The organism is Lacrimispora xylanisolvens (genome assembly GCF_002934545.1).
GTDB classification, from domain to species: Bacteria; Bacillota; Clostridia; order Lachnospirales; family Lachnospiraceae; genus Lacrimispora; species Lacrimispora xylanisolvens.
In genome coordinates, this window is sequence record NZ_PTJA01000008.1 from 1 (window position 1) to 22,812 (window position 22,812).

Annotated in this window: 20 protein-coding genes; 6 read left to right on the top strand and 14 right to left on the bottom strand. The window is 40.6% G+C overall.

Annotated features, from left to right (window positions below):
- The coding region (locus BXY41_RS27035) for a hypothetical protein (RefSeq protein ID WP_207657079.1) at nucleotides 1-216 on the top strand (216 nt) is incomplete at its 5' end.
- Between the two features lie 254 nt (nucleotides 217-470).
- Here BXY41_RS27035 and BXY41_RS15035 read toward each other — a convergent pair.
- A complete protein-coding gene (locus tag BXY41_RS15035) occupies nucleotides 471-1,985 on the bottom strand; it encodes an IS1096 element passenger TnpR family protein (RefSeq protein ID WP_104437685.1) in 1,515 nt (504 codons plus the stop codon).
- Between the two features lie 387 nt (nucleotides 1,986-2,372).
- Between BXY41_RS15035 and BXY41_RS15040 the strand changes: the two genes are divergently transcribed.
- The 5 genes from BXY41_RS15040 (at nucleotide 2,373) to phoU (ending at nucleotide 6,671) form a co-directional block, all read left to right on the top strand.
- Nucleotides 2,373-3,302, top strand: coding sequence for a phosphate ABC transporter substrate-binding protein (locus BXY41_RS15040; RefSeq protein ID WP_104437686.1), 930 nt, complete (start codon nucleotides 2,373-2,375; stop codon nucleotides 3,300-3,302).
- 76 nt (nucleotides 3,303-3,378) lie between these two features.
- Nucleotides 3,379-4,317, top strand: a complete 939-nt coding sequence (pstC, locus tag BXY41_RS15045; protein ID WP_104437687.1) for a phosphate ABC transporter permease subunit PstC — start codon at nucleotides 3,379-3,381, stop codon at nucleotides 4,315-4,317.
- Complete coding sequence (gene pstA, locus BXY41_RS15050; protein WP_104437688.1) at nucleotides 4,307-5,215, top strand: phosphate ABC transporter permease PstA; 909 nt, start codon at nucleotides 4,307-4,309, stop codon at nucleotides 5,213-5,215. Before pstC ends, pstA begins: the two co-directional genes overlap by 11 nt.
- Complete coding sequence (gene pstB, locus BXY41_RS15055) at nucleotides 5,212-5,976, top strand: phosphate ABC transporter ATP-binding protein PstB (protein ID WP_104437689.1); 765 nt, start codon at nucleotides 5,212-5,214, stop codon at nucleotides 5,974-5,976. Before pstA ends, pstB begins: the two co-directional genes overlap by 4 nt.
- A gap of 32 nt (nucleotides 5,977-6,008) precedes the next feature.
- On the top strand, nucleotides 6,009-6,671 hold the full coding sequence (gene phoU, locus BXY41_RS15060; protein ID WP_104437690.1) for a phosphate signaling complex protein PhoU: 663 nt from the start codon (nucleotides 6,009-6,011) through the stop codon (nucleotides 6,669-6,671).
- An 85-nt stretch (nucleotides 6,672-6,756) separates the two neighbouring features.
- On the opposite strand, the gene aroF is transcribed toward phoU, so the two are convergent.
- The 13 genes from aroF to BXY41_RS15125 form a co-directional block, all read right to left on the bottom strand.
- The gene (gene aroF, locus BXY41_RS15065; protein WP_104437691.1) at nucleotides 6,757-7,602 is read right to left on the bottom strand and encodes a 3-deoxy-7-phosphoheptulonate synthase; all 846 of its coding nucleotides are present in this window, start codon (nucleotides 7,600-7,602) and stop codon (nucleotides 6,757-6,759) included.
- Nucleotides 7,565-7,843, bottom strand: coding sequence for an acyl carrier protein (locus tag BXY41_RS15070; RefSeq protein ID WP_104437692.1), 279 nt, complete (start codon nucleotides 7,841-7,843; stop codon nucleotides 7,565-7,567). The genes aroF and BXY41_RS15070 overlap by 38 nt, the downstream gene beginning before the upstream one ends.
- Before the next feature lie 26 nt (nucleotides 7,844-7,869).
- Nucleotides 7,870-9,396 (bottom strand): class I adenylate-forming enzyme family protein, encoded by a 1,527-nt coding sequence (locus BXY41_RS15075; RefSeq protein WP_104437693.1) that lies wholly within the window; start codon nucleotides 9,394-9,396, stop codon nucleotides 7,870-7,872.
- A gap of 22 nt (nucleotides 9,397-9,418) precedes the next feature.
- Nucleotides 9,419-10,591 (bottom strand): Gfo/Idh/MocA family protein, encoded by a 1,173-nt coding sequence (locus tag BXY41_RS15080; RefSeq protein ID WP_104437694.1) that lies wholly within the window; start codon nucleotides 10,589-10,591, stop codon nucleotides 9,419-9,421.
- The gene (locus tag BXY41_RS15085; RefSeq protein WP_104437695.1) at nucleotides 10,588-11,763 is read right to left on the bottom strand and encodes an FkbM family methyltransferase; all 1,176 of its coding nucleotides are present in this window, start codon (nucleotides 11,761-11,763) and stop codon (nucleotides 10,588-10,590) included. Before BXY41_RS15085 ends, BXY41_RS15080 begins: the two co-directional genes overlap by 4 nt.
- A complete protein-coding gene (locus BXY41_RS15090) occupies nucleotides 11,760-12,830 on the bottom strand; it encodes a hypothetical protein (protein WP_104437696.1) in 1,071 nt (356 codons plus the stop codon). Before BXY41_RS15090 ends, BXY41_RS15085 begins: the two co-directional genes overlap by 4 nt.
- Before the next feature lie 18 nt (nucleotides 12,831-12,848).
- The gene (locus BXY41_RS15095; RefSeq protein ID WP_104437697.1) at nucleotides 12,849-13,823 is read right to left on the bottom strand and encodes a polysaccharide deacetylase family protein; all 975 of its coding nucleotides are present in this window, start codon (nucleotides 13,821-13,823) and stop codon (nucleotides 12,849-12,851) included.
- Between the two features lie 161 nt (nucleotides 13,824-13,984).
- Nucleotides 13,985-15,409 (bottom strand): 6-phospho-beta-glucosidase, encoded by a 1,425-nt coding sequence (gene ascB / locus BXY41_RS15100; RefSeq protein ID WP_104437698.1) that lies wholly within the window; start codon nucleotides 15,407-15,409, stop codon nucleotides 13,985-13,987.
- A 9-nt stretch (nucleotides 15,410-15,418) separates the two neighbouring features.
- Nucleotides 15,419-17,275: a beta-glucoside-specific PTS transporter subunit IIABC gene (locus tag BXY41_RS15105; RefSeq protein WP_104437699.1), complete on the bottom strand. Its 1,857-nt coding sequence runs from the start codon at nucleotides 17,273-17,275 to the stop codon at nucleotides 15,419-15,421.
- Between the two features lie 71 nt (nucleotides 17,276-17,346).
- On the bottom strand, nucleotides 17,347-18,207 hold the full coding sequence (licT, locus tag BXY41_RS15110) for a BglG family transcription antiterminator LicT (protein WP_104437700.1): 861 nt from the start codon (nucleotides 18,205-18,207) through the stop codon (nucleotides 17,347-17,349).
- 197 nt (nucleotides 18,208-18,404) lie between these two features.
- On the bottom strand, nucleotides 18,405-19,565 hold the full coding sequence (nagA, locus tag BXY41_RS15115; RefSeq protein WP_104437701.1) for an N-acetylglucosamine-6-phosphate deacetylase: 1,161 nt from the start codon (nucleotides 19,563-19,565) through the stop codon (nucleotides 18,405-18,407).
- Between the two features lie 146 nt (nucleotides 19,566-19,711).
- Nucleotides 19,712-21,958 carry a sensor histidine kinase gene (locus tag BXY41_RS15120; RefSeq protein WP_104437702.1) on the bottom strand — a complete coding sequence of 749 codons (2,247 nt, stop codon included), beginning with the start codon at nucleotides 21,956-21,958 and terminating at the stop codon, nucleotides 19,712-19,714.
- Nucleotides 21,930-22,643: a response regulator transcription factor gene (locus tag BXY41_RS15125; RefSeq protein WP_104437703.1), complete on the bottom strand. Its 714-nt coding sequence runs from the start codon at nucleotides 22,641-22,643 to the stop codon at nucleotides 21,930-21,932. The genes BXY41_RS15120 and BXY41_RS15125 overlap by 29 nt, the downstream gene beginning before the upstream one ends.
- Nucleotides 22,644-22,812 lie beyond the last annotated feature (169 nt).

Here is a 22,812-nt window from a genome sequence, read left to right on the forward strand (position 1 = left end):
GTTCTGAATTTCTCATTCAAAGCTGTTCAAACACAGCTTATTATTAGAATTTTCAGGGTTTTACATACTGTTCAATCTTCTGTTTTCAAAGTGCTGTTTGTGTTGTCCGCTTCAGGAGCAACCCGTTTATTCTATCATGTCGCTTCTGTTTTGTCAACAACTTTTTTATTTTCTTTTTTTGATTTCTTTCACTGTTTTTTGACAGCTGGTATATAATACCATGGTTTCCTTTATCTGTCAACCAGTTTTTTATTTTCTTTAAAACTTTTCTCATCGTTCATCGATGTGTTTTAGAAGAAGTTTGCCGCCGTTTTCAGCGGCGAGGTATATCATATCAAAGCTTTCGACAAAAGTCAACATATTTTTTGAAATATTTTAATAATTTCGAAAAACATGTTTTTCATGACATTCATGACAAAAAAGGAGCTCATCTCCTTTTACAGATGAGCTCCTTTTTTCCAACTAAAAGATCAGGCATTTTTGCCGCAGCATTTCTTGTATTTCTTACCGCTATTACAGGGACAGGCATCATTTGGATAGATCTTCTGAATATTCTTCCTTTGAGCGCTCACTTCATTGAAACCTTTCATTACCATCTCATAAGGTTTATGTCCCCTGTTTAGCACCATTCGGGTATTGTTCCAGATATCAGTTACAATTACAGCAAGCTTCTCCATATGTTCGGATGAACCCATAAGTATTCCTGCTGCCTCTAAATCGTTTACAACTTCCTGAAGTTGTCCGCCCATACTGAGTTCAGCCTGAACCTGGCGGAGTATGAGAGGTATCATGTCATCCGTCACACTTAATTCAGAGATCAGGAACTCACTAAGCCTGCTTAATTCTCTCCCCATTAAAAATCCGGAATTATCCGCCATAAAGCGGATTTCCTGCTGAGTAGGAATATAATAGGGAACTTTCCTCTGCGTACGCAAAAGATCAGTATAACTTTTTTGCTCTGCTAACGCTGCATCTACAAAATTACCATCTATATAGGTTACCATTAAACGATACGGTCTTAATGATTCGTATGCGCTTAAAAGTTCCTCCACTGTCAGCTTCTTTTCTTCATATTTATTAAATGTTTCCAGAAGGACAGATGGAGGAGTTATGGCATACAGAGAATTGGCAGCACAGATATAGTCACCGATTCTGCTTATACGGGTACGCTCTTCCTGGAACTTGGCAGTATTCAGTGCTTTGTATGCTTTTACAACTTCCTCTGCGACCAGAAAACTACTGTCTGCTCCCGAAGTTATATATCCTCCTGCATATAGATATTCCAAATTTTCTTCTTCCAGAGAGTTCAGCTTTGTGCCGCCGGACATCAGCTTCTCAAATGCATCCATTTCACAATCGCGAACACAAAGAAAATAAGGCTTCATTATTTTTTCATTTAATATATAAGAAATGGTCTTCTGTACCAGTTCTTCTTTATTTAACTTACTGGTTCCCGTCATATGATGTCTTTTTGCTATTTCCAATATGCTGTTTTTATCGTAGCAGTCAAAGATATCGGAAATCATAATAGGCTCAGATCCGTCAGCCATCTGCTCCAGACGCAGATTCACTGCCGCCATATCGTATTCCATTTCATTATCAGATAAACCTTCACCTTTATATTTAATAACTCTGGCTGACATCTCCTGACACTCATCTAAATAGTCTTCAGCCTGAATTGTAATTTCCAGGTTACTGGTGCCATAAGACACATATGTAAATTTGGAATCCGTTCCTATCTGATCGTTAATGGCCTGGGCTGTTGGAAGATACTGATAGTTTCCCGTCTGTTCTATATTATCTGAGGCTACCCGTATTTTCTCTGAACGAAATTCAAATTGATACGGTGTTTGGCCAGACAAGCAAAATGACGCCTGAATCGTATTGTGAAGTGTTTCAAACGTTACTCCTTGCGGTACCAGAATCCTTCTCCAGATCGGCGGCTTGCTTCCTTTGATCGTGATTTTCAGTTGATATGCTCCCATGAAAACGTCCTCCATTCTCGTATCCTTTGTATCCGTTCTAAAAAATTACGGAATCATCTTTTGTTATTTCCATAATAAAATGCACGTAACAATTTACCACATTTGCTCCCATTCTGTCCAGTCCATCCCGTTATTTTTATAAAGAATAAAGAGATTTTTCCGTAATTCAGCGGTTTTTACCGTGTTTACCGGACAGGAAAGAAAAGATTATGAATCTAAACTACTTTTCTGCAGATACTGGTTTTAGAAGAATTATACACCAGTTGCCGTGTTTTACACAAGCTTTACAGACTCTATACCAAAACATGATTTCAGAAAAAAGAACCGACTGCTATACTCCAACTTGTAAGCGAAAGCAATTTAAAATGAAAAGAGGAGATAGTGATTATGAAAAAAAATTTAATAAAAATACTTGCAGCAGCTGGCATGGCTGTATTAACAATGGGAGCATTAGCCGGATGCGGAAATAGCACAACTGAGACAACAACAGCTGGAACAAAAGCGGCTGAAACAACTGCAGGTACAACCCAGACAACGACTGCTGCCGCTGCAGCAACAACAGCGAAGGTCACTGCAGATTTAAAGGGTTCCATCAGCATGGTTGGTTCTACCTCAATGGAAAAGCTTGCAACTGCTTTAAGTGAAGTATTTATGGAAAAATATCCTGGTGTTACCGTACAGGCTGAGTTTGTTGGATCTGGAGCAGGAATTGAAGCTGTTACCAACGGCGCTGCTGATATCGGAAATGCCTCCCGTAATTTGAAAGATGAAGAAAAATCAAAAGGAATTGTTGAAAATATAGTAGCAATTGATGGTATTGCGGTAGTAACCGATCCTTCTAATAAAGTTGAGAATCTGACAAAGGATCAGCTGATTGCCATCTACAACGGTACTACCACCAGCTGGAAAGATTTAGGCGGAGCGGATCAGCCTATCGTAGTCATTGGACGTGAATCTGGTTCTGGTACAAGAAGTGCATTTGAAGAATTATTAAAACTGGAAGACAAATGCAAATACAGCAACGAACTTGACAGTACTGGTGCAGTAATGGCAAAGGTAGCATCTACTCCAGGTTCCATTGGCTACGTTTCTCTTGATGTACTTGACAAAACTGTAAAAACATTAAAGCTGGAGAATACAGATCCTACACCAGAGAACATCAAAGCAGGTTCCTACTTCTTAAGCCGTCCATTTGTTATGGCAACCAAAGGTGATATTTCCAAGCAGAACGACAATGTAAAAGCATTATTCGATTATATCCATTCTGATGAAGGAAAAGAATTAGTAAAATCTGTTGGTTTAATCCCAGCTAACTAATCGGAACAGGAAGCACTACATGGGGACGCAGCTGAATGCTTAAGCTACGTCCCCATCTCACGAAAGGAGCCATTATATGCAATCAAAGTCTTATTCCATATTTGGCGGTCACGGAAGTAAATCTGGTATTGAACATGCTGCAGAAGTGATATTTACCATCTGCGGCTTCTTTGCTGTTCTGGCTGTGGCGTCAATCAGTATTTATATGTTAACCAGCGGCACTCCTGCATTGTTTAAAGTGGGTATTCTGGATATTTTATTTGGTTCTGTCTGGAAACCAGATGCGGCCGTACCCAGCTTTGGAATTCTATATGTTATCTTAACTTCAATTGTTGGCACTGCTCTTGCTATCTTAATAGGCGTTCCCATTGGTGTTATGACATCGGTGTTTCTGGCAGAGGTAGCCCCTCAAAAACTGGCTGATATCGTCCGTCCTGCAGTAGAACTTTTAGCTGGAATTCCATCTGTTATTTATGGTCTTTTAGGAATCCTTATATTGAATCCGATTATGTACGATCTAGAACTGAAGATTTTTAAAGGCTCTTCCACTCATCAGTTTACAGGCGGAGCTAATTTAATTTCAGCGGTACTGGTTCTCGCACTTATGATTCTTCCAACTGTAATCAATATCAGCGAAACTGCCCTCCGCTCTGTTCCACAGCATTTTAGAAGTGCATCCCTGGCATTAGGTGCAACAAAGATTCAGACGATCTTCCATGTGGTGATTCCTGCTGCAAAATCGGGCATCATAACTGCCATAGTTCTGGGTACCGGCAGAGCGATCGGGGAAGCCATGGCAATTAGTCTGGTATCAGGAAGCTCTGTAAACATTCCGCTTCCCTTCCATTCCGTCCGCTTCCTTACAACAGCCATTGTATCAGAAATGTCCTATGCCTCCGGCCTTCATAAGCAGGTTCTGTTTACCATCGGGCTTGTCCTGTTTATCTTCATTATGATGATAAACGTAATTCTCAACAGCCTTTTAAAGAAAGGAGGGAATAAAAATGACAAATGATCTCACAATACCTGTTCATAGGGATTCCATTATTTTAAATAGTATATATAATGGTAAGAAAAGAGTTTCAGACTCCCTTTTAACAGCACTTATTTATTTATGCGCCCTGATATCAATTTTTATTCTTATTGGTATCATGGGATATGTATTTGTAAGAGGTGTTTCCCAGATAAATGTAGCATTTCTAACTACAGTACCAAGCACCATAAAAGGAACCTTTGGTATTCTGGGAAATATAGTCAATACACTGTATGTAGTAACAATTACGCTGGTTATCGCCACTCCTCTTGGTGTGGGCTCTGCCATTTATTTAAACGAATACGCAAAAGGCGGTAAAGTGGTTCGTATTATTGAATTTACGACAGAGACATTATCCGGTATTCCCTCCATTATATTTGGGCTTTTCGGCTATGTATTCTTTGGCACTACCCTGGGACTTGGCTATTCCATACTGACTGGCGCCCTGACCTTATCCATAATGGTTCTTCCGCTTATTACACGAACCACACAGGAAGCGTTAAAGACAGTTCCAGAAAGTTACCGCTCCGGCGCATTGGGAATCGGTGCAACGAAATGGTATATGATCCGCACTATTTTGCTTCCCAGCGCAATGCCTGGTATTGTAACGGGAATTATTCTGGCAATCGGGCGAATTGTAGGGGAATCTGCAGCTTTGCTTTTTACAGCAGGCAGCGGATATATACTCCCCAAAAGTTTCCTCGGAAAGATATTTGAATCCGGAGGAACACTGACGATTCAGCTTTATCTTTGCATGCAGAAAGCAAAATATGACGAGGCCTTTGGAATTGCCGTGGTACTGCTTGTTATCGTACTTGCAATAAATGGCTTTGCCAAATACCTGTCCCATAAATTTAACACGGAGGCGAAAGAATCGTGAATACAAATACAATTAAAATTTCAACCAATCAATTAAATTTATACTATGGCACGAATCACGCTTTAAAAGACGTAAATATGGAACTTTACACAAACAAAATCACCGCATTTATCGGACCATCCGGTTGTGGCAAATCTACTTACTTAAAAACCTTAAACCGCATGAATGATTTGGTTCCAGGTGTTAAAATAGAAGGGGAAGTCCTTTTAGACGAAGAGAACATCTATGACTCAAGAGTCGATACTACACTGTTGCGGAAAAAAATCGGTATGGTATTCCAACAGCCCAATCCGTTTCCAATGAGCATCTACGATAATGTAGCTTACGGTCCCAGAATTCATGGAATCAAGAATAAATCTGAGCTTGATGATATCGTGAAAAAAAGCCTGAAAGGTGCTGCACTTTGGGAGGAAGTATCCGGTCGTTTAAAAAAATCCGCCCTTGGCCTTTCCGGCGGCCAGCAGCAACGACTCTGCATTGCCAGAGCCTTAGCTGTGGAACCTGAAGTTCTTTTAATGGATGAACCAACTTCAGCCCTCGATCCTATTTCCACATTGAAAATTGAGGATTTAATGGATGAATTAAAAGAAAAATATACAGTTGCAATTGTAACTCATAACATGCAGCAGGCAACCCGTATCGCTGATTACACCGCTTTCTTTCTGGTAGGTGAGGTTGTGGAATATGCTCCAACTACCGAGCTGTTTACTGCTCCCAAAGATTCCAGGACAGAGGATTATATCACTGGCCGTTTTGGCTGATTTATGATTAAACATATAAAGGAGAAATAAATATGACAACAAGAGTGAATTATGAGCATGAATTAAATCTTTTAAACGATGACATTAAGGAAATGGGACGTTTGGTGGAAAACTCCATTGAACAGTGCTTTATCGCCTTTGAAGATCAGGACTTTGAAAAAGCGGAGGATATTATAAAAGGTGACCGTACCATTAATGATCTGGAACGTTCCATAGAAGCACGCTGCCTCTCTCTTATCCTTCGTCAGCAGCCGGTAGCCGGAGATTTAAGAGTGGTTTCCAGTGCATTAAAGGTGGTTACAGACTTAGAGCGAATCGGGGATCATGCATCTGATATCGCTGAACTGATCCTTCGCATTAAAGGGGAGCATGTCTATCATGTAGTCCGCCATATCCCTTCCATGGCAACTGCTGCCAGAGAGATGGTAAGATGTTCCATTGAGGCATTTATTAAACAGGATTTAAGTATCGCAAAAGAAATTGAGAAGCAGGATGATGTGGTGGATGAACTGTTTGATAAGGTAAAGGTTGATGTGGTAGATTTATTAAAACAGTCCACGGAGCATATTGACCAGTGTATCGATTTGCTGATGATTGCCAAATACCTGGAACGAATTGGGGATCATGCGGTAAATGTATGCGAATGGACAGAATTTGCAAAAACAGGCGCATTAAAGAATGTGCGAATCTTATAGAGCATTATACAATACAAAAGTGCCGCAAAACAGCTGCAGTAAGACTGTTGAGCGGCATTTTTCTGTATCGTTTTAGTGATACCATTCAGAGGGCGGTGTTCTCATATCTGTTCAGTTCTTCTTTAAAAGCCAGCGTTTTATTTACTACTGACATCAGTGTTTTAAACTGCTCTGGTGTGAGCTGCTGTTCCTTATCACTTAATGCTTCAGCCGGGGAAGGATGTACTTCTATTTCAAGACCATCACAGTTAGCCATAACCGCGCTTAAAGACATAGGTATAATTAAATCCGCTCTGCCGGTAGCATGGGACGGATCTACCACTACCGGCAGGTGGCTCAGGCCTTTTACAACGGCGACAGCACTCAGATCCAGAGTGTTTCTGGTATAGGTCTCAAACGTCCGGATTCCTCTCTCACATAAAATTACATCTGGGTTTCCAGCATTCATAATATACTCAGCGCTGTTTAGCCATTCTTCTATTGTGGCATTCATTCCCCTTTTTAGCAGGACCGGTTTCTTTATCTTGCCTACCTCAACCAGCAATGAATAATTCTGCATATTTCTTGTGCCAATCTGAAGAACATCCGCATATTCGCCAATGAGATACACATCTCTTGTGTCTGTGACTTCAGTAATAATGGGAAGACCGGTTTCCAGCCCGGCCTTGCTTAAATACTGCAGACCAATCCGGCCAAGTCCCTGAAAGGAATATGGAGACGTTCTGGGTTTGTAGGTACCGCCCCGAAGCATGTTAGCCCCTGCCTCTTTTACAGATCTGGCAGCTTTCATAATCTGCTCCTCCGATTCCACGCTGCAGGGTCCTGCAATGACAAGAAAATCTCTTCCAATGGTAAGATTGCCTATCTTAATTTGGGTCTTTGGAGTAATTATGTCATGATTCTTTGCCATTACCAGCTTTAGATCTTTCATTTTCCATCACTTTTCTTTCAACTAACTGGGCCAGCTGACCGACAATCTTAAACGAAGGATCAGCGATTTCAGCATCTGTAAACTCAATATCATAGGCTTCTTCCAGGCTTACAAGAAACTGGATAATACCGATTGAGTCTATATAACCACTTTCCAGGTAGTTAAATGACTCAATATCGGTTTCTTTATCCAATGTATATTTTTTTTGAAGTTCTTTTAAAATAAAATCTCTTGCTTTCATTTTTATACCCTCCCCCTATTTTTATTTTATTTGAACACGCCATGTTTGGTTACATATTCCGGCAGATTGTACTTTTCCAGTTTTCCCAAAGAGTTCTTAGGTAATTGATCCAGAAAAACAATCATGTGGGGCTGTTGATAATCTGCCAGATTTTTTGCACACTGAATCTGAACTTTCCGTTTGCTCAACTGGATATCCGGCTTTGGCACAATCGCCAATGCCACTACCTCACCAAGCCGGTTATCCGGGTAAGCAAAAGCCGCACATTCCTTTATTTCCGGAAGCTTTTTCACGCACTCTTCAATATCCTGGGGATATACATTAATGCCTCCTGTAATAATTAATTCTTTCTTTCGTCCTGCAAAATATAAATATCCCGCTTCATCCAGATATCCCAGATCACCAGTTTTAAAATAACTATCCTGCAGTGCATCCTGAAAAATTTCCGGCTGATTATAATAACCATTGCACATCAGTGTTGTTTTACAGGTAATTTCTCCAATCTCTCCTGGCTTTGCAATACTCTGATCCTCTTTTATAATCTTTACCTCAGCTTCCGGCAGCGGTCTGCCAACAGAGTGTTTTTTACCCAATGTTTCTCTGAAATTGATACTGGTAACAGTTGAAGTCTCAGAGGTGCCATACATTTCATGAAAATCACAATTCAGTTTATCAATTAATTCATTCTTAATATGGTTTTCTAAAAGAGAGGAAGAAGATACCACACATCTGAGAGAATCGATCTCAGGAACAAAAGGACTGGTCAGCAGTTCTGCAATCTGACCCAGCTGGGCTGAAACTGCAATGGTAAATGTAACTTTCTGATCTTTTACACAATTTAACCATAAAGCAGGAGTGAACCTGGGCAATAAGATGCTTGTTGCGCCAATAAGGAGGGGCATTAAAACCAACCGCTCTGCCAGAGAATGATAGAGTGGTGTTGCAGCCAGTATCCGGTCTTCTTTTGTCAGATTGTATAACCTGATGTGTGCCATTGCTCTTTCTAATTTATTATTCTGTGTTAAATCAATGGGTTTTGGCTCACCGGTGGAACCAGAGGTCATGGTTATAATCAGAGTTTCCTTTCCAGTCACCTGTTTCACCACTGGTCTTTCATCTGACATCTTTGATATGGAGTCAAATGACAGGGTGTTTTTCCATGAGCCATCCAGACAGATCTGTGCTCCTTTTAGATTTAACTCAATTTTCCCTTCTGTTTGTTCCAGGAAATTTTTTCTTGCAATTAAATGTTTTACATCGGCGGCTGCGAACAAAGACTTGATAGCTTCTGGCGGCAGGGTTGGATTAATAGGTACCAGCGCTGCTCCAAGATTGGCTGCTGCAAGGATCAAAGCCGCTGATTCAATACTATTATTCATAGGAATCCCTATGTGATCGCTGTAAATGACTCCAGCATTTATTAAAAAATTGGAATACCTGCATACCAATGCCGCCAACTCCTCATAGGTAATTGTTTTGTTATCACACCAGATTGCCGTTTTCTGTGGATATTCAGAGGCCATGTCAAAAAACAAATCGCATAATTTACTCATTGTCTCACTCCTTTCCCCATACTCAAAGATACACCCGTCTCCCTGCTTCGGCAGACATATACGCCGCATAAACTACACGGATGGTGTCATATGCAAGCTGAAAATCCGATTTGGGAGCTCTGTCAAAATAAACTGCTTCCATAAAATCCTGCATTTCTCCGGTATACCCCCTTATGATTTCATCTGCAATAAAGGGATTGTTCCAGCCGGTCTTTGCCGGGAGCATTTCAGAGAGTTGAATTTCATTTAAATTATCTTCATCTAAAAAGTATGTGGACATCATATCATTCATGGTAAGAGTGCAGGTAATTGCTGCATCATTGCAATATAATTCGATATAATTTTTGCTTCCTCCAAGACAGGTATCGGTTGCTATGACCAGTGCCTTGGACTGGTCTGAAAAGGTGAGTAAAACCGTTCCATTATCCTCTACATCATTTGGCCGTGCTTTAATATGACGGTGGTCATAATCGGAAAGCGTGGTAGTAACAGTACCCATATCAGCCAGAACACTTTCCACCCTGACAGGAACACCCCGGGCCTTTGCTTCCTGCTGCTTTAACCAGAGGAGTGCACTTAGTGGATGGGTTCCGGTGCGGATAAAGGTTCCTCCTCCGGTCTTTGACCAGGATCCTGCAACGGGAGAACTTGATCCTTTCAGGCTCTCCTCTCCTTTCATATAAAGGATACGGCTCTTTTTTGACGAAATAATCTCTTCCGCTTTTGCAACAGCGGGCGCGTAGATAAAGTTTTCTGCATACATGAATTTGCAGCCGGATTCTTCAATGATTTGTTTCATATTATCCAGAGAACTCAACAGCTTTTCGTACATAACCGCTTTGGGTATGTTTTTTCCTATTGGTTTCGGATCCGTATCTGTTCCAAAGTAACCGGAAAGGGGTTTTTCGCAAATGACATGCTTTCCAGCTTTTACTGCTTTTACAATCATGTCTTCATGGACATAAGGTGGAGTGCAGATATCAATTACCTGAATCTCCGGGTCGTTGAGTAAATTATTAAAATCGTAGGTTGCAATTTCAAATCCATAAAGCTCCTTTGCAGGCAATAACTGCTCCGGGCGCCTGGCAGCAATGGTCTTAAAGCGAAGTGGTACCCTGCTTACCCGGTTATATGCGTGCATATGCAGTTCCGTTGCCCTGCCTGCACCAACCATTCCTATTACAACCTGATTCATTCAACTCCCTCCTCAAGTTTCAGATTAATCCGGTCTTTTGGAACTGCGTAACACACAGTCTCAACAGCAACCATATCAGTATAGTTTCGGACAAATAAATAATAATCTGGATTTAATTCTTTCATCATTAGTGGGATTTTGTAATAGTCTTTCAGGTTATGGTAAATACAAATACACAACACAGGTTTATACTTGCTGATCACAGTTCTGGCACCGGCTAAAGCCGCTGGCTCTGCGCCTTCAATATCCATTTTTATCATGGTCACCGGCTCGTCTTTTAAAATATGATCCAGTGTATCTGCCAAAACTTCAATTTCTCCCTCATCAGCAATATGCCCTGCACTCTTTGCTGATTGAAATTTTAAAACTGTCTTTTTATTCCAGCATGCAATATTATGGGCTGTCACGTTTTTATAGCTTCTGTCTGCAACTTTCTGGTTAAGTTCTAAATAGATCTCTTTATCCGCTTCTATTGCAATATACTTTCTGCATTTTTCTCCGGTTAACTGAAAAAAAGCCTCCATGGTATCTCCATTGTAGCTTCCGCAATCACAAAAAATTTCATCTGTTTTTAATTTCAATAGTTCCTGGTCAAAATACTGCTCTTCTGAAGGGGAGGATATAAATTCCAGATATTTATTATCCAGAGAAATCTTGGAGTTCAATATATTTAAATAGACTTCTTTGGAACGTTTATCTGCCAGACTGTTATACACCTGCCTGAATTCATTAAAATGAGATTTTACGATCTGATAAGCAGTTTCATCTTTGTAAGTATAATAATCAATGGCAACGGTAAAGCCTGCTGTATCAATCATTGAGTCTTGGATCCCCAGTGAGATCAGCTGCTTTCTTATTTCAGGAAAACGCATACTGGCAATAATAATATAAACCGGTTCCTCTTTTGCCTTTTCAGCGACTTCTAAGGGCGATAATATGGTATATCCATTCTTTTGCATTCCCCAGAGTTCTTTTTTATTATCCGCATAATTTTTTAATCCCCTTAAGCAGTGGAATTCTATAAAAAACTGGTAAAGTGCATCGGAAGCACTCCCTGACCCCCATAGGATGATGTTATCTTTGTGGCTGATTTTTTCCCCATAACTTGCTGCATTTGTCTTATATAAGTCCTTATTTAGTAGTTTTTCCTCAAATTCGTTTTTACCTGTCATAGCTCCCCCTGGCCCCCTTGTTTTTTCTCCATCCTCTTATTTGGCCGATCCTGATCTCCGTCTGCTTTAAAAAACATGGTTCCGTCCAGTTTGTAATGAGCCCATATATCAACGTTCTCGCGTAAAAATGGTTCAAAATAGTTAGGTATGATATTGGGATCATCATCTGACCTGTAACTAAAACCGGCGTCCCATAAATATTGCTTCTCAAATCCATAGGTGTAAAAATCCATATATTCTAAATTCATTTCTTTCATAATTTTATCTAAGGTATTTCTCATCCCGGAAAACAAACGCTGATCTCCCATATAATCCACCATACGAAGGATTCTTGATCCGTTACATTCAATCACCCGCGCCATCATAAGTGCACCTACTTTGCCGCACTGGTTTTTTAATCCATAAACAGAATAGTGGTAGTATGGATGGCAGAAATATCGTTTGTTTACATACCAGCTGTCTTTGTATGGAATGGAGTTGATGCTCTCGATATTAAAATTTTCTTTTACTTCGTTTATGGAATTTAAAAGCATAATTTTTGTATCAGAATGATTTTCCTGCAAGATTACCGGCCTCTTTTTAACCAGTGCGATTTTGAATTCTTCAATATCCGGATTTAACTTATAATATTGTCTCATACGGACAGTTCTGTCATGAAAATACAGTCTTCTTAACGGAATCGTGGTATTGGGATTGGCTCCGTTACCAATCTGGGTTCGGCATCTGGTGATGTCAAAAACGCGCTTTGCCAGCTCTATGCCTAAAAGAGGCATGTTTTCACCCGTTTCACGTACTTTCCACATGCTGCCCCAGATATCCTTTTTTTTAACATCTTTCGTATCAGAGCATTTGATAAAACCAAAGATACCTTCCAGTAATTGGGTTTTTCTATCAATTGCCAGAATAAAATTAATCTGATTTCCATCCTGATACTCATATCGAAACAGATCTCTGTCCTGAGACATGATATGGCCTTTTTTCCAATACTTATCAATAAAATCCATAATCAGATCTATATCAGAACTGTCAGCAAGCCGGATCTCATACCGTGTATCGAATTGATTCATCGTGTTTCACCTCCTGGTTCATGTCCGTTCTTTGTCCAGACGGCATTTATATTTTTCACTGACGGGTGGAAAATCGTTGGTGTCAAGACGGGGAATTGTAAGGCTGCTGCACTCTGATAAATCAGCCACCTTCACCTGAGTAGTAAGTCCCAGTTTACACCCCGTGGAAGAAATGTATTGCAAAAGTGACTCATTATAACTGCCATAAGGATAATTCATTACCCAATTTTTATGGTCAATATATTCCGACATGACCTCCAATGCCTGCCTGATATCTTTCTGCATTTCCACCTCAGACAAGCGCCCCAGCCAGTAGTGGTTATATCCATGCAGGCCAATATACATTCCCTCTTGTTTCATAAGCCTGATCTGATCTGAAGTCAGATACAGTTCACCAGCTAATTTATCTTCTGATATGCCTACATATTTTTTAAACAGGTCATCACAGATCATACTTCTTACTTTTACCGGCAATACAGTCTGAAGCATTCGTTTTACAAAAATTGTTTCTTTGCTGTCAAATCGATTTCCAGATGCATATTCATTAAAAAGCGTATCATTATCGGGATATTCGTATTCTGATCCCCGGTAATAATCCATGCGTTTAAGAACTGACGGCAATAGAACGTCCATCTGTGTGGTGGCTAGTATATAATGAATTTTATTTACATCCAATAAAACATGCTCTTTCAGCGTCTTCCCGGAAATAAAAAAAGAACCCTGTAAATTTTCTGCCTTCAATATTGGAAATACGGAAGTATAATGATCCAGATAACCATCGTCGAATGTGAGCAAAACTGCTTGTTTGGGCAGCTCATACCGGTTATTGCAGGCACAGTTCAATTCCTCCATGGTAATAACCGTAAAATTTTGTTTTAGAAATTCTATCTGTTTTCTGAAGCTGGCTATATCCAATCCTTTTATCCGGGGATAACGGCTGTGTTCCAAATCCCTTACATAGTGGTACATGATTACGTAAACTCTATTTTCCATTCTTTAACTTTTATATCTCATTTCTATCATCCTATGCAAAATGTCCGATGCTTCGTTCCACTCCTGCACATAAGCAAACTCCTCGAACGCAAAAATAGAGGTACTGCCAAGTAGACTTATCTACTGAAACAGTACCTCCACTGCTATCAATGAAGCTTTTATTAGTCCATTTTCTCTCCGTTGCTTTCAATCACTCTCTGGTACCAGTAAAAGGACTTCTTCTTCATGCGTTCCAATGTGCCGTTGCCATCATTATCCCGGTCTACATAAATAAACCCATACCGTTTATCCATTTCACCTGTTCCTGCGCTTACCAGATCAATACAGCTCCAGGCCAGATAACCAAGGCATATTACACCGTCTTCCATGGCTGCTTTCATCGCTTTTATGTGGTTTCTGGTATATTCAATACGGTAATCATCATTGATACTGCCATCTGCCTCAATTTTGTCTGTGGCCCCCAAACCATTTTCTACAATAAACAATGGTTTCTGGTAACGGTCATACAAATCATTCATTGTAATACGCAGTCCCATGGGATCAATCTGCCTCCCCCATGGCGTAATATCCAGATGAGGATTTCGTAATGTGTATATGGCATTGCCGTCAGCGACCTTACCGTTAATGTCAGGGCTTACACCTGCCAGACGACTGGAATAGTAGCTGAATGCAATATAATCTACCGGATTGCAGCGCAGTATTTCTTCATCCCCGTCTTTCATGTTCAGAGTAACGTTTTTCTCTTTCCAGATTCGCTGCGCATAAGAGGGATATTTTCCCCGTGCCTGCACATCAATAAATAAATAGGAATCCTGATTCTTTTCTACCGCTTCCCAGACATCTTCCGGATTGCAGCTATAGGGATAAAAAGATCCTGCTGCCAGCATGCAGCCTACCATAAGCCCCTCATCACACTCATGTGCCATTTTTACAGCCAGTGCACTGGCAACCAGCTGATGATGAGCCGCCTGATAGACAATCTGGCTGACGTTTTCATCTTCCTTTATCACCATTCCGCCTCCAAAAAAAGGAATGTGGGTAATCATATTAATTTCATTAAAGGTAATCCAATATTTCACCTTTTTTCCATACCGCTTAAACAGCACTCTGCAATAGTTTAAGTATCGATCTATCAGTGCTCTGTTCCCCCAGCCGCCATATTTTTTAGTCAAGGCAAGGGGGGTGTCAAAATGGCAGATGGTCACAACCGGTTCCATATGGCGTTTTTTGCATTCATCAAACAGGCTGTCATAGAATTGAAGTCCGGCTTCGTTGGGCTCACCTTCTCCATCCGGAAAAATCCTGGCCCAACTGATTGATGTACGAAATGCTTTAATCCCTAATTCTTCCATCAACTCCAGATCTTCTTTGTACCGATGATAAAAATCAATGGCTCCATGGCTGGGATAATAACCATAATCTTTCTCAAGCGCCAGTTCCGGGTGATACATTGCCTCTTTTCTGCCAAGCTGTACAGTCGGGAGTATGTCCATAGGCGATAAGCCCTTTCCATCTTCCAGATAAGCACCCTCGCACTGGTTGGCTGCCACAGCTCCTCCCCATAGAAAATCCTTGTTCAATTTCATAATAGCTCCTTAAAGTACTGTAAAAAGTGGCTGACCGCTTTCAACAGCCCCCTCTTCACTTGTAATAATGTCCAGATAACTTCCTGTATTGGTCACAATAACCGGGACTACCGTTTCGTATCCTGCCGCTTCAATCGCCTGTTTATCAAATTCCATCAAAAGATCTCCGGCTTTTACCATATCTCCATCTTCTACATGAGCAGTAAAGTACTTCCCATCCAGCTCCACCGTATCAATACCAATGTGGATCATTAATTCTACTCCCTCACTGCTTCTGAGTCCAATGACGTGCTTAGTCCGGAATACAGTAACAACCTCACCGTCAAACGGAGCCGTAATTCTACCGTCTGCCGGCTCTACTGCCATCCCTTTTCCTGCAATTTCTTTGGCAAACGTCTCATCATTTACTTTTGAAAGCTTCACTTTCCTGCCATTAACGGGACTATAGATTATGATTTTTTTACTCTTTGGAACTTGTTTTCCTGTGTCTGTGTCTTTGCTTTTATCCAGTTCCACAGCCCCGCCAGTCTCCGGTTCGTTGAATCCATAAAACCAGGTTAATACAAACGTGATGCAAAAACCAATCAAACAGGAAATAAGAGCATGTATTACATTCATTGGATTATCACCAATAAAAATGGGCAGAGAAAGAAGACCGGGGGTGCCTGATGTATAACGTACGACTCCCATTAAGCCGGCATAAAAACCGCCTGCCCCGCCTCCAAGCATAACTGAAAGCAATACTTTCCTGTATTTGATGGTGACTCCGTACATGGCAGGTTCTGTAATTCCCATTAATGCGGTAATACCTGCGGAAGATGCCTGCTGTTTAAACTGTCTGTCTTTTGTTTTAAGGGCAACACAGAATGCGGCAGCACCCTGACAGATGTTTGAAACCAGACTTCCAGGTCCCATAACAGCTTCATATCCGTAAGTACTGTAGGATGTCATCAAGATAGGAAGAAAACTCCAATGCATACCGGTTAATACCAACAGGGGCATAAAAGCACCCATGAGCATGGGAACCAGCCAGCTGACACGGCTGTTAAGAAAATCGGTTACAGTTGCAATGACTGTACCAACATAAGAGCCCAGAGGTCCCAGTACAATTAATACGATTGGCGCAACAATTAAAATGGTCAAAGTCGGTTTCATAAAAAACTTTACCGGTTTTGGTGAAATCTTATCCGCAAACCGTTCTACATAAACCATCAGCCAGACCGCCAGTATAATTGGAATTACACTGGATCCATAATTAACCAGTTTAACAGGAAGTCCCAAAAAGAAAACCGGATCGCCTGCAGATACCATTTTAGTAAAACTGGGGTGAAGCAGGATTCCTCCCATCATGACTGCCAGATAGGGATTGCAGCCCAACTTCTTCGCGGAAGAAAATGCCAGCATGACCGGTAGAAAGTAAAATCCCGCATCTGCTATAAAGTTAAATATGGTATAAACCTGTGATTCTTTATTCATTCCAAAAAGAACACAGATTACCAGAATTGCCTTTATCATACCGGCTGCAGTAATTGCCGGAATAACCGGGGTGAAAATGGAAGCAAAAATATCCATTAAAGCATCTAGCTTTCCATTTTTTTGATTGGATTCTGATGATTCAGTAATCTGACCCATTTTTCTAATCTCATCACAGACATTTGACACATCAGTGCCTATAATAATCTGATATTGCCCGGATTTCTTTGCAGCTCCCAACACACCTTTTAATTCTTTTATTTTATTTAAATCAATCTTTGATTCATCTTTCAGATTCATTCTCAGGCGGGTGGCACAATTATTCAGCTGCGCAATATTTTCGCTGCCGCCTACCAGCACTAAAATTTCTTTTGCCAATTCATAATGATTCATAATATCCTCCTGTGTGTGATCTAATATCTATATGAAATAAAAAGGTGTCGACGTTCCTTTTTATTAAATCCTTAGCTTTTACTGTCCTTCCTTTCCCTTTCTGCAACCCGGTTGATATGCAGCATGAAATAAATCATTTCCTCCTGGGAAATCGCAATGTCATATTTTTTAATGAAATAGTCCTTAACTTTATCCGCACACGCCTTTGCCTGAGGCATTTTTGTTACGATCTGATCATAAAGAAAATCATCATCTGACGTAAATATCTCTTTTTTTAACAGCCTTCTGGCGAAAAAACGGATGTGAGTAACAAAACGGCTGTAGTTTAAAGTATCCTCGTTTAATTCGATCTGATAATGGTATTTAACAAGGTTTAGTATGTCATGTTCGATTTCAGCCACAGCCATTGTCTGCTGAATCTCTTCCCCATTCTGTTGGGCATTTATAAAATGAAGCGCAATAAATCCAATTTCATCTTCAGAAAGATGGATTTTTTCATAATACCTGATCAGTTCAAGTGAATTACGTGCTGCCTCATATTCCTTGGAATAATAATTTTTTATCTCCCAGAGCAAGGCATTTTTTATAGTCAGTCCTGTTTTATATCTGGAAATGGTATAGCTGATATGATCTGTCAATCCAATATAAATACTGTCGTGAAATGTGACGCCAAGTTCTATTTGTGCCTGTTCAATAATTTTATTTGCCAGTTCTACCTGATTTAATGGAACTTCTTTCAATAACGAAATATATTTAGAATAGGTTTCGGGGGATTCAAATATAAATTTTTTATCAATCTTATCAATGTCTGCCAGATCTCCGATCTGTTTCTGAAATGCAATTCCTCTTCCTAAGAGTATCACTTCAGACATTTTATCATCTTCGGCTAAAATAATATTGTTGTTGTATATTTTTTTAACATGATAATTCATCTTCCGATTCCTCCTTATTAAATAAAAAACACCTAAATTAGTATGCATAAATCTATACGCATACTAATTTAGGTGTTGCCTGCTGTACAGTTACAATCCCGTTATAGTAATACTAGTATAACATATTACATCAAGTTATAACAACTGTGTATCATTACATATTCAGAGATCGTTTTTTGTGCACTTTCAACAATTTTTTAGGATTGGCCATCTTTCTCATCAACCATTCCCACTCCTCTGCAATAGGTCTTAATGACTTCATAGGAATCACTGAGTACCACAAGATCCGCATCGTATCCGGCATTCAGACGCCCTTTTCTGTCATCCACTCCCAGACACTTTGCAGGATTTATGGTACAGGAATTGAGTGCAGAATCAAAAGGTACCATCGCTTCCTCTACCAGAAGTTTTAAGCCCTTGTTCATCTTCAAGGTACTACCTGCAATGGTTTCTGTTCCCTTTAAATAAGCAAGACCATTTTCTCTGACCTCGATATCATGACCACCCAGCTGATACTGGCCCCCTGCCGGACAGTTCTTGGCTCTCAGGGAATCGCTGATCATGATGGCATAGTCCCTGCCTTTTGCCGTATAATAGTTGTTTAAAGCTGCCAGGTGGCTGTGACAGCCATCGCAGATGATCTCGCCGTAAATATCCCGTACTCTGAGAGCCGTCCCTACCAGCCCCGGATCCCGGTGATGATAGGGGGTCATGCCGTTATAGACATGGGTCATGGAGGTGGCGCCGTTGGCAATTCCCATGAGCGCCTGGTCATACGTAGCAGCCGAATGACCCATACTCACCACTACGCCATGGTTTTTACAATATTTTGTAAGAGCAAAGTTTTCGTCCCGCTCCGGAGCAAGCGTAATATATTTAATCTTTCCTTTTGCTGCCTTCTGATAACTTTCAAACTGTTCCACAGAGGGCTTTGCAATGGCTTCCGGAGGCTGTGCTCCTTTGTACTTCATGTCCAGATAAGGACCTTCAAAATGAATACCCAGAATCTCGGCACCCTCATAACCATCATTGACAACATTGGCTATGTTGGATACTGCTTTTTCCAGAACTCCGGGCATCTGAGTCACTGTTGTAGGTAAAAGTGCAGTAACCCCCTCTTCAGGAATTCTTTTAATCCAGTCCCTGAGACCCTGAGGCTCACCGTCATTGGTATCATAGCCATATGCTCCATGAGTATGAATATCGATAAATCCCGGTACGATCCGATCATTTCCATAATCATGATCGGCCGGCTGGGTTCCATACCCGTTCACTGCTGAAATCTTTCCATCCGACAGCTCCAGCTGTGCCGGAATAAACTGTCCTGCAATCCATACGCGTCTGCTCTGTATTATCATATTCGTACCCCTCTTTCTTTCCGGATCCCTATACTGATGTGTCAGGTCAAGCCTGACCTTTCTTTCAGTATATACAGTTGCTTTCCGGTTTTCAAGAAGTTTTGGAAATTTTTTTTATTTTTTTCTTTATTATAAAAATTGTATCCTTACATAATTGGCCAGCGTATGGTCACACGGAATAAATCGGCTTCTGTTTCAACGGTGAGTTTTCCGTTCTGCAGCTCCACAAAGCTTTTGGCTATTGCCATACCAAGACCGGATCCTTCCGTATTGCGTGCCTGATCTCCTCTGGCAAAACGTTCGGTTATCTCCTCAGGATTAAAGGTCAGCTCGGCAGCTGATATGTTTTTTAATATGATCTCCACCCAGTCATTCTCTTTTCTCATATCAATGTAAGCCCGGGTTCCTGGCATGGCATATTTGATAATGTTGGTCAGCAGGTTATCAAAAATCCGGTACGTCTTCTGACTGTCCAGAGACAGAATAATCTTCTCGTCAGGCAGATTCCAGCGAAAATCAATGGTGGATTCCTCAATCTTATCGCTAAGTTCAAAACTAACCTCTTTTAACAGACTGACAATATCAACATCCTCCAGATCCAGAGTTACATTGTTGCTGTTTGCCTTGCTGATCTCAAATAAATCTTCTATCAGCGCTTTTAACCGCATGGATTTCTGTTCCAGAATATCGATATAGGCTTTGCGCTGTTCCGGAGTTGCATGATCATCCTTTAATAAATTTACATAGGTTATGATGGCAGTAAGGGGTGTTTTTAAATCGTGAGACATATTGCTGATTAAATCCGTCTTTAACTTCTGGCTTTTGACTTCTTCATCAACCACTCCCTTAAGACCGCTCTGAATCTTTTGTATTTCTATTTTAAATGGTTCAAATACACCTAAATCTTCTTCAATTACAACCTCTAAATTTCCTTCCGCTATCTGATTGGTAGCTTTCAACAGCACGTTGTATTTTCTGCTTAAATCAAGATAATATTTTCTCATCACGAAAAACAGAATAATCGAGTAAAGGAATAATGCTCCGATACCCAAAAACCAAAGACTGCACAAAATGGTAAGTACAATAAAATTTACAGCTGCAATTTTAAAGATTGTACGGTCTGATTTTTCCTGTAAATTAATGTTTCCCAGATATCGATATAATTTTTTCAGGCTGTTTACTACCCAGCCACAGAATAGCCCGCATAAGGTCCTCTCCTTAAAATAACGTTTGATACCAATGTGAAACACGTCTCTCATACACAGGACTGCCCAGTAAATCACAGCAAAAGGTACTGCCCACCAGAGGAGATTCCAAAGCTTAACCATAATATCTGCTGCTTTAGGAATAAAATTGGCACGTAACAGCGCACTGTATAAATCACCCCGGTTTGTCACTGCAACCAGACTTGTTAGTCCTGCGCCAAAGGCAACCGAGCCGGCTACGATTCCAACCACCAGCTCCAACGGGGTTCTTAAAATAGCAATTCTATCAGCCATATTCACATCCATACAGGAAAACAGAAACGCAAAAGCGGCTACGGCGCATACCAGTCCGATAAAGATACGGGTGACACTCCCGGAGTTTTCATAAGCAGTCCAGATATTCCCACTGGTATCTTTAAATGATGCAATCTGCTGCTCTGACATACCATAGGCAAATGTCATATTCCGTGGATTGGACAGTTTTATATTACCACTCTGGAAATAGTCATCATAATAACTCTCCATAGGATCCTTATCTCCAAAATCCTGAAGTGTATTAAGTAAATAAGCTGTATTTTCCCCTCTCACACAGCTGATATCCATGCGCCCAAGTTCATCATAATGTAAAACTGCCTGAAATACATAATAACTGTTATTGGGTATAAACCGTCCCTCTGCATGATCCAGGATCACTTTGCCGTTTTCATCTATCATCTGATAATCAATGGAGTTGCGGATATTCCCAAAATTCCGGTTCCAGTTTTCAAATTCCCGGATGCTGTTTTTGCGAAGACCCCTTAAATATTCTGTTCTTTCGTCCTCTCCGTCTCCTTCCTCTTTGGTTATCTGAATATTTGATGAAGTTGATCCGGATAATTCAGTGACTGTGCTCCTTTCGCTTCCATCGCTGCTTGCGGCTTTTAGTTCTGCTTCAGCATCTGGTAGAAAATATTGAAAGGGGGAAAGAATTTTATTCTGCTCTTTCTGTGCATCCTCCAATGCCAAAACGTAATTGCCGTTCACAAGATGTTTTAAAAAAGCACTCTCTTCGTAGATTGGAGCCCCATTTCTGGAAGACTCATTTTCAAAGTACGGATAAAGTTCCACCATTGCAAATGCTGCGGCAAGAATAACTGCCGCGGCCAGTAACCCGCTGATTCTATGCCTGTTTTTCAATTTTATATCCAACTCCCCACACCACCTTCAAATATTTCGGTTCCTTCGGATTTAATTCAATCTTTTCCCGGATTTTCCTTATGTGCACCATAATGGTATCGGTATTAATTGCCCGTTCATTCCATACTCTTTCATAAATTTCTTCCGCAGAAAATACCCTTCCAGGATTTTTCATAAGAAGCGCAAGGATTTTAAATTCTATGGGTGTCAGCTTTACCAGCTTTTCATCTACGGTAACCTCCACCGTGTCTTCATTTAATTCCAGACCTCCAATGGAATAGACGTTGCTTTTTTCTTTTTGTTCCTTTGCTTCCAGCATATCCATATACTTTCTGTACCGTCTCAACTGGGAATTTACTCTGGCAAGAAGCTCCATGGGGGTAAATGGTTTTGCAACATAGTCATCTGCACCAATATTAAGTCCCATAATTTTATCCACCTCTTCTGATTTGGCGGACAGAATAATCACCGGAAAATCATGTTTTTCCCGCAGCTTCACAGTCATGGTAATTCCATCCATACGAGGCATCATGACGTCAACAATAGCCAGATGGATCTCCTCCTGCTCCAGAATCTTTAAACCCTCCACTCCGTCTGCCGCCTGAAACACTTCGTATCCCTGACTTCTTAAGTATATTTCCACTCCCTGCCTGATTTCTTTGTCATCTTCAACTAATAAGATGTGGTTTGCGTCCATGTGATCTCTCCTTATCTATGATAATCCGCCGATTTCTCCCAGCGTTCCCTGCATTTATTATACCTCACTCTGATTATTTCTCTATATTCTTAGGATAAAATACCATTCTTAAAATGATTGTCACAGAAAACGAAAGAAATTCTAAAATTCCCAATATTATATTTTAAGT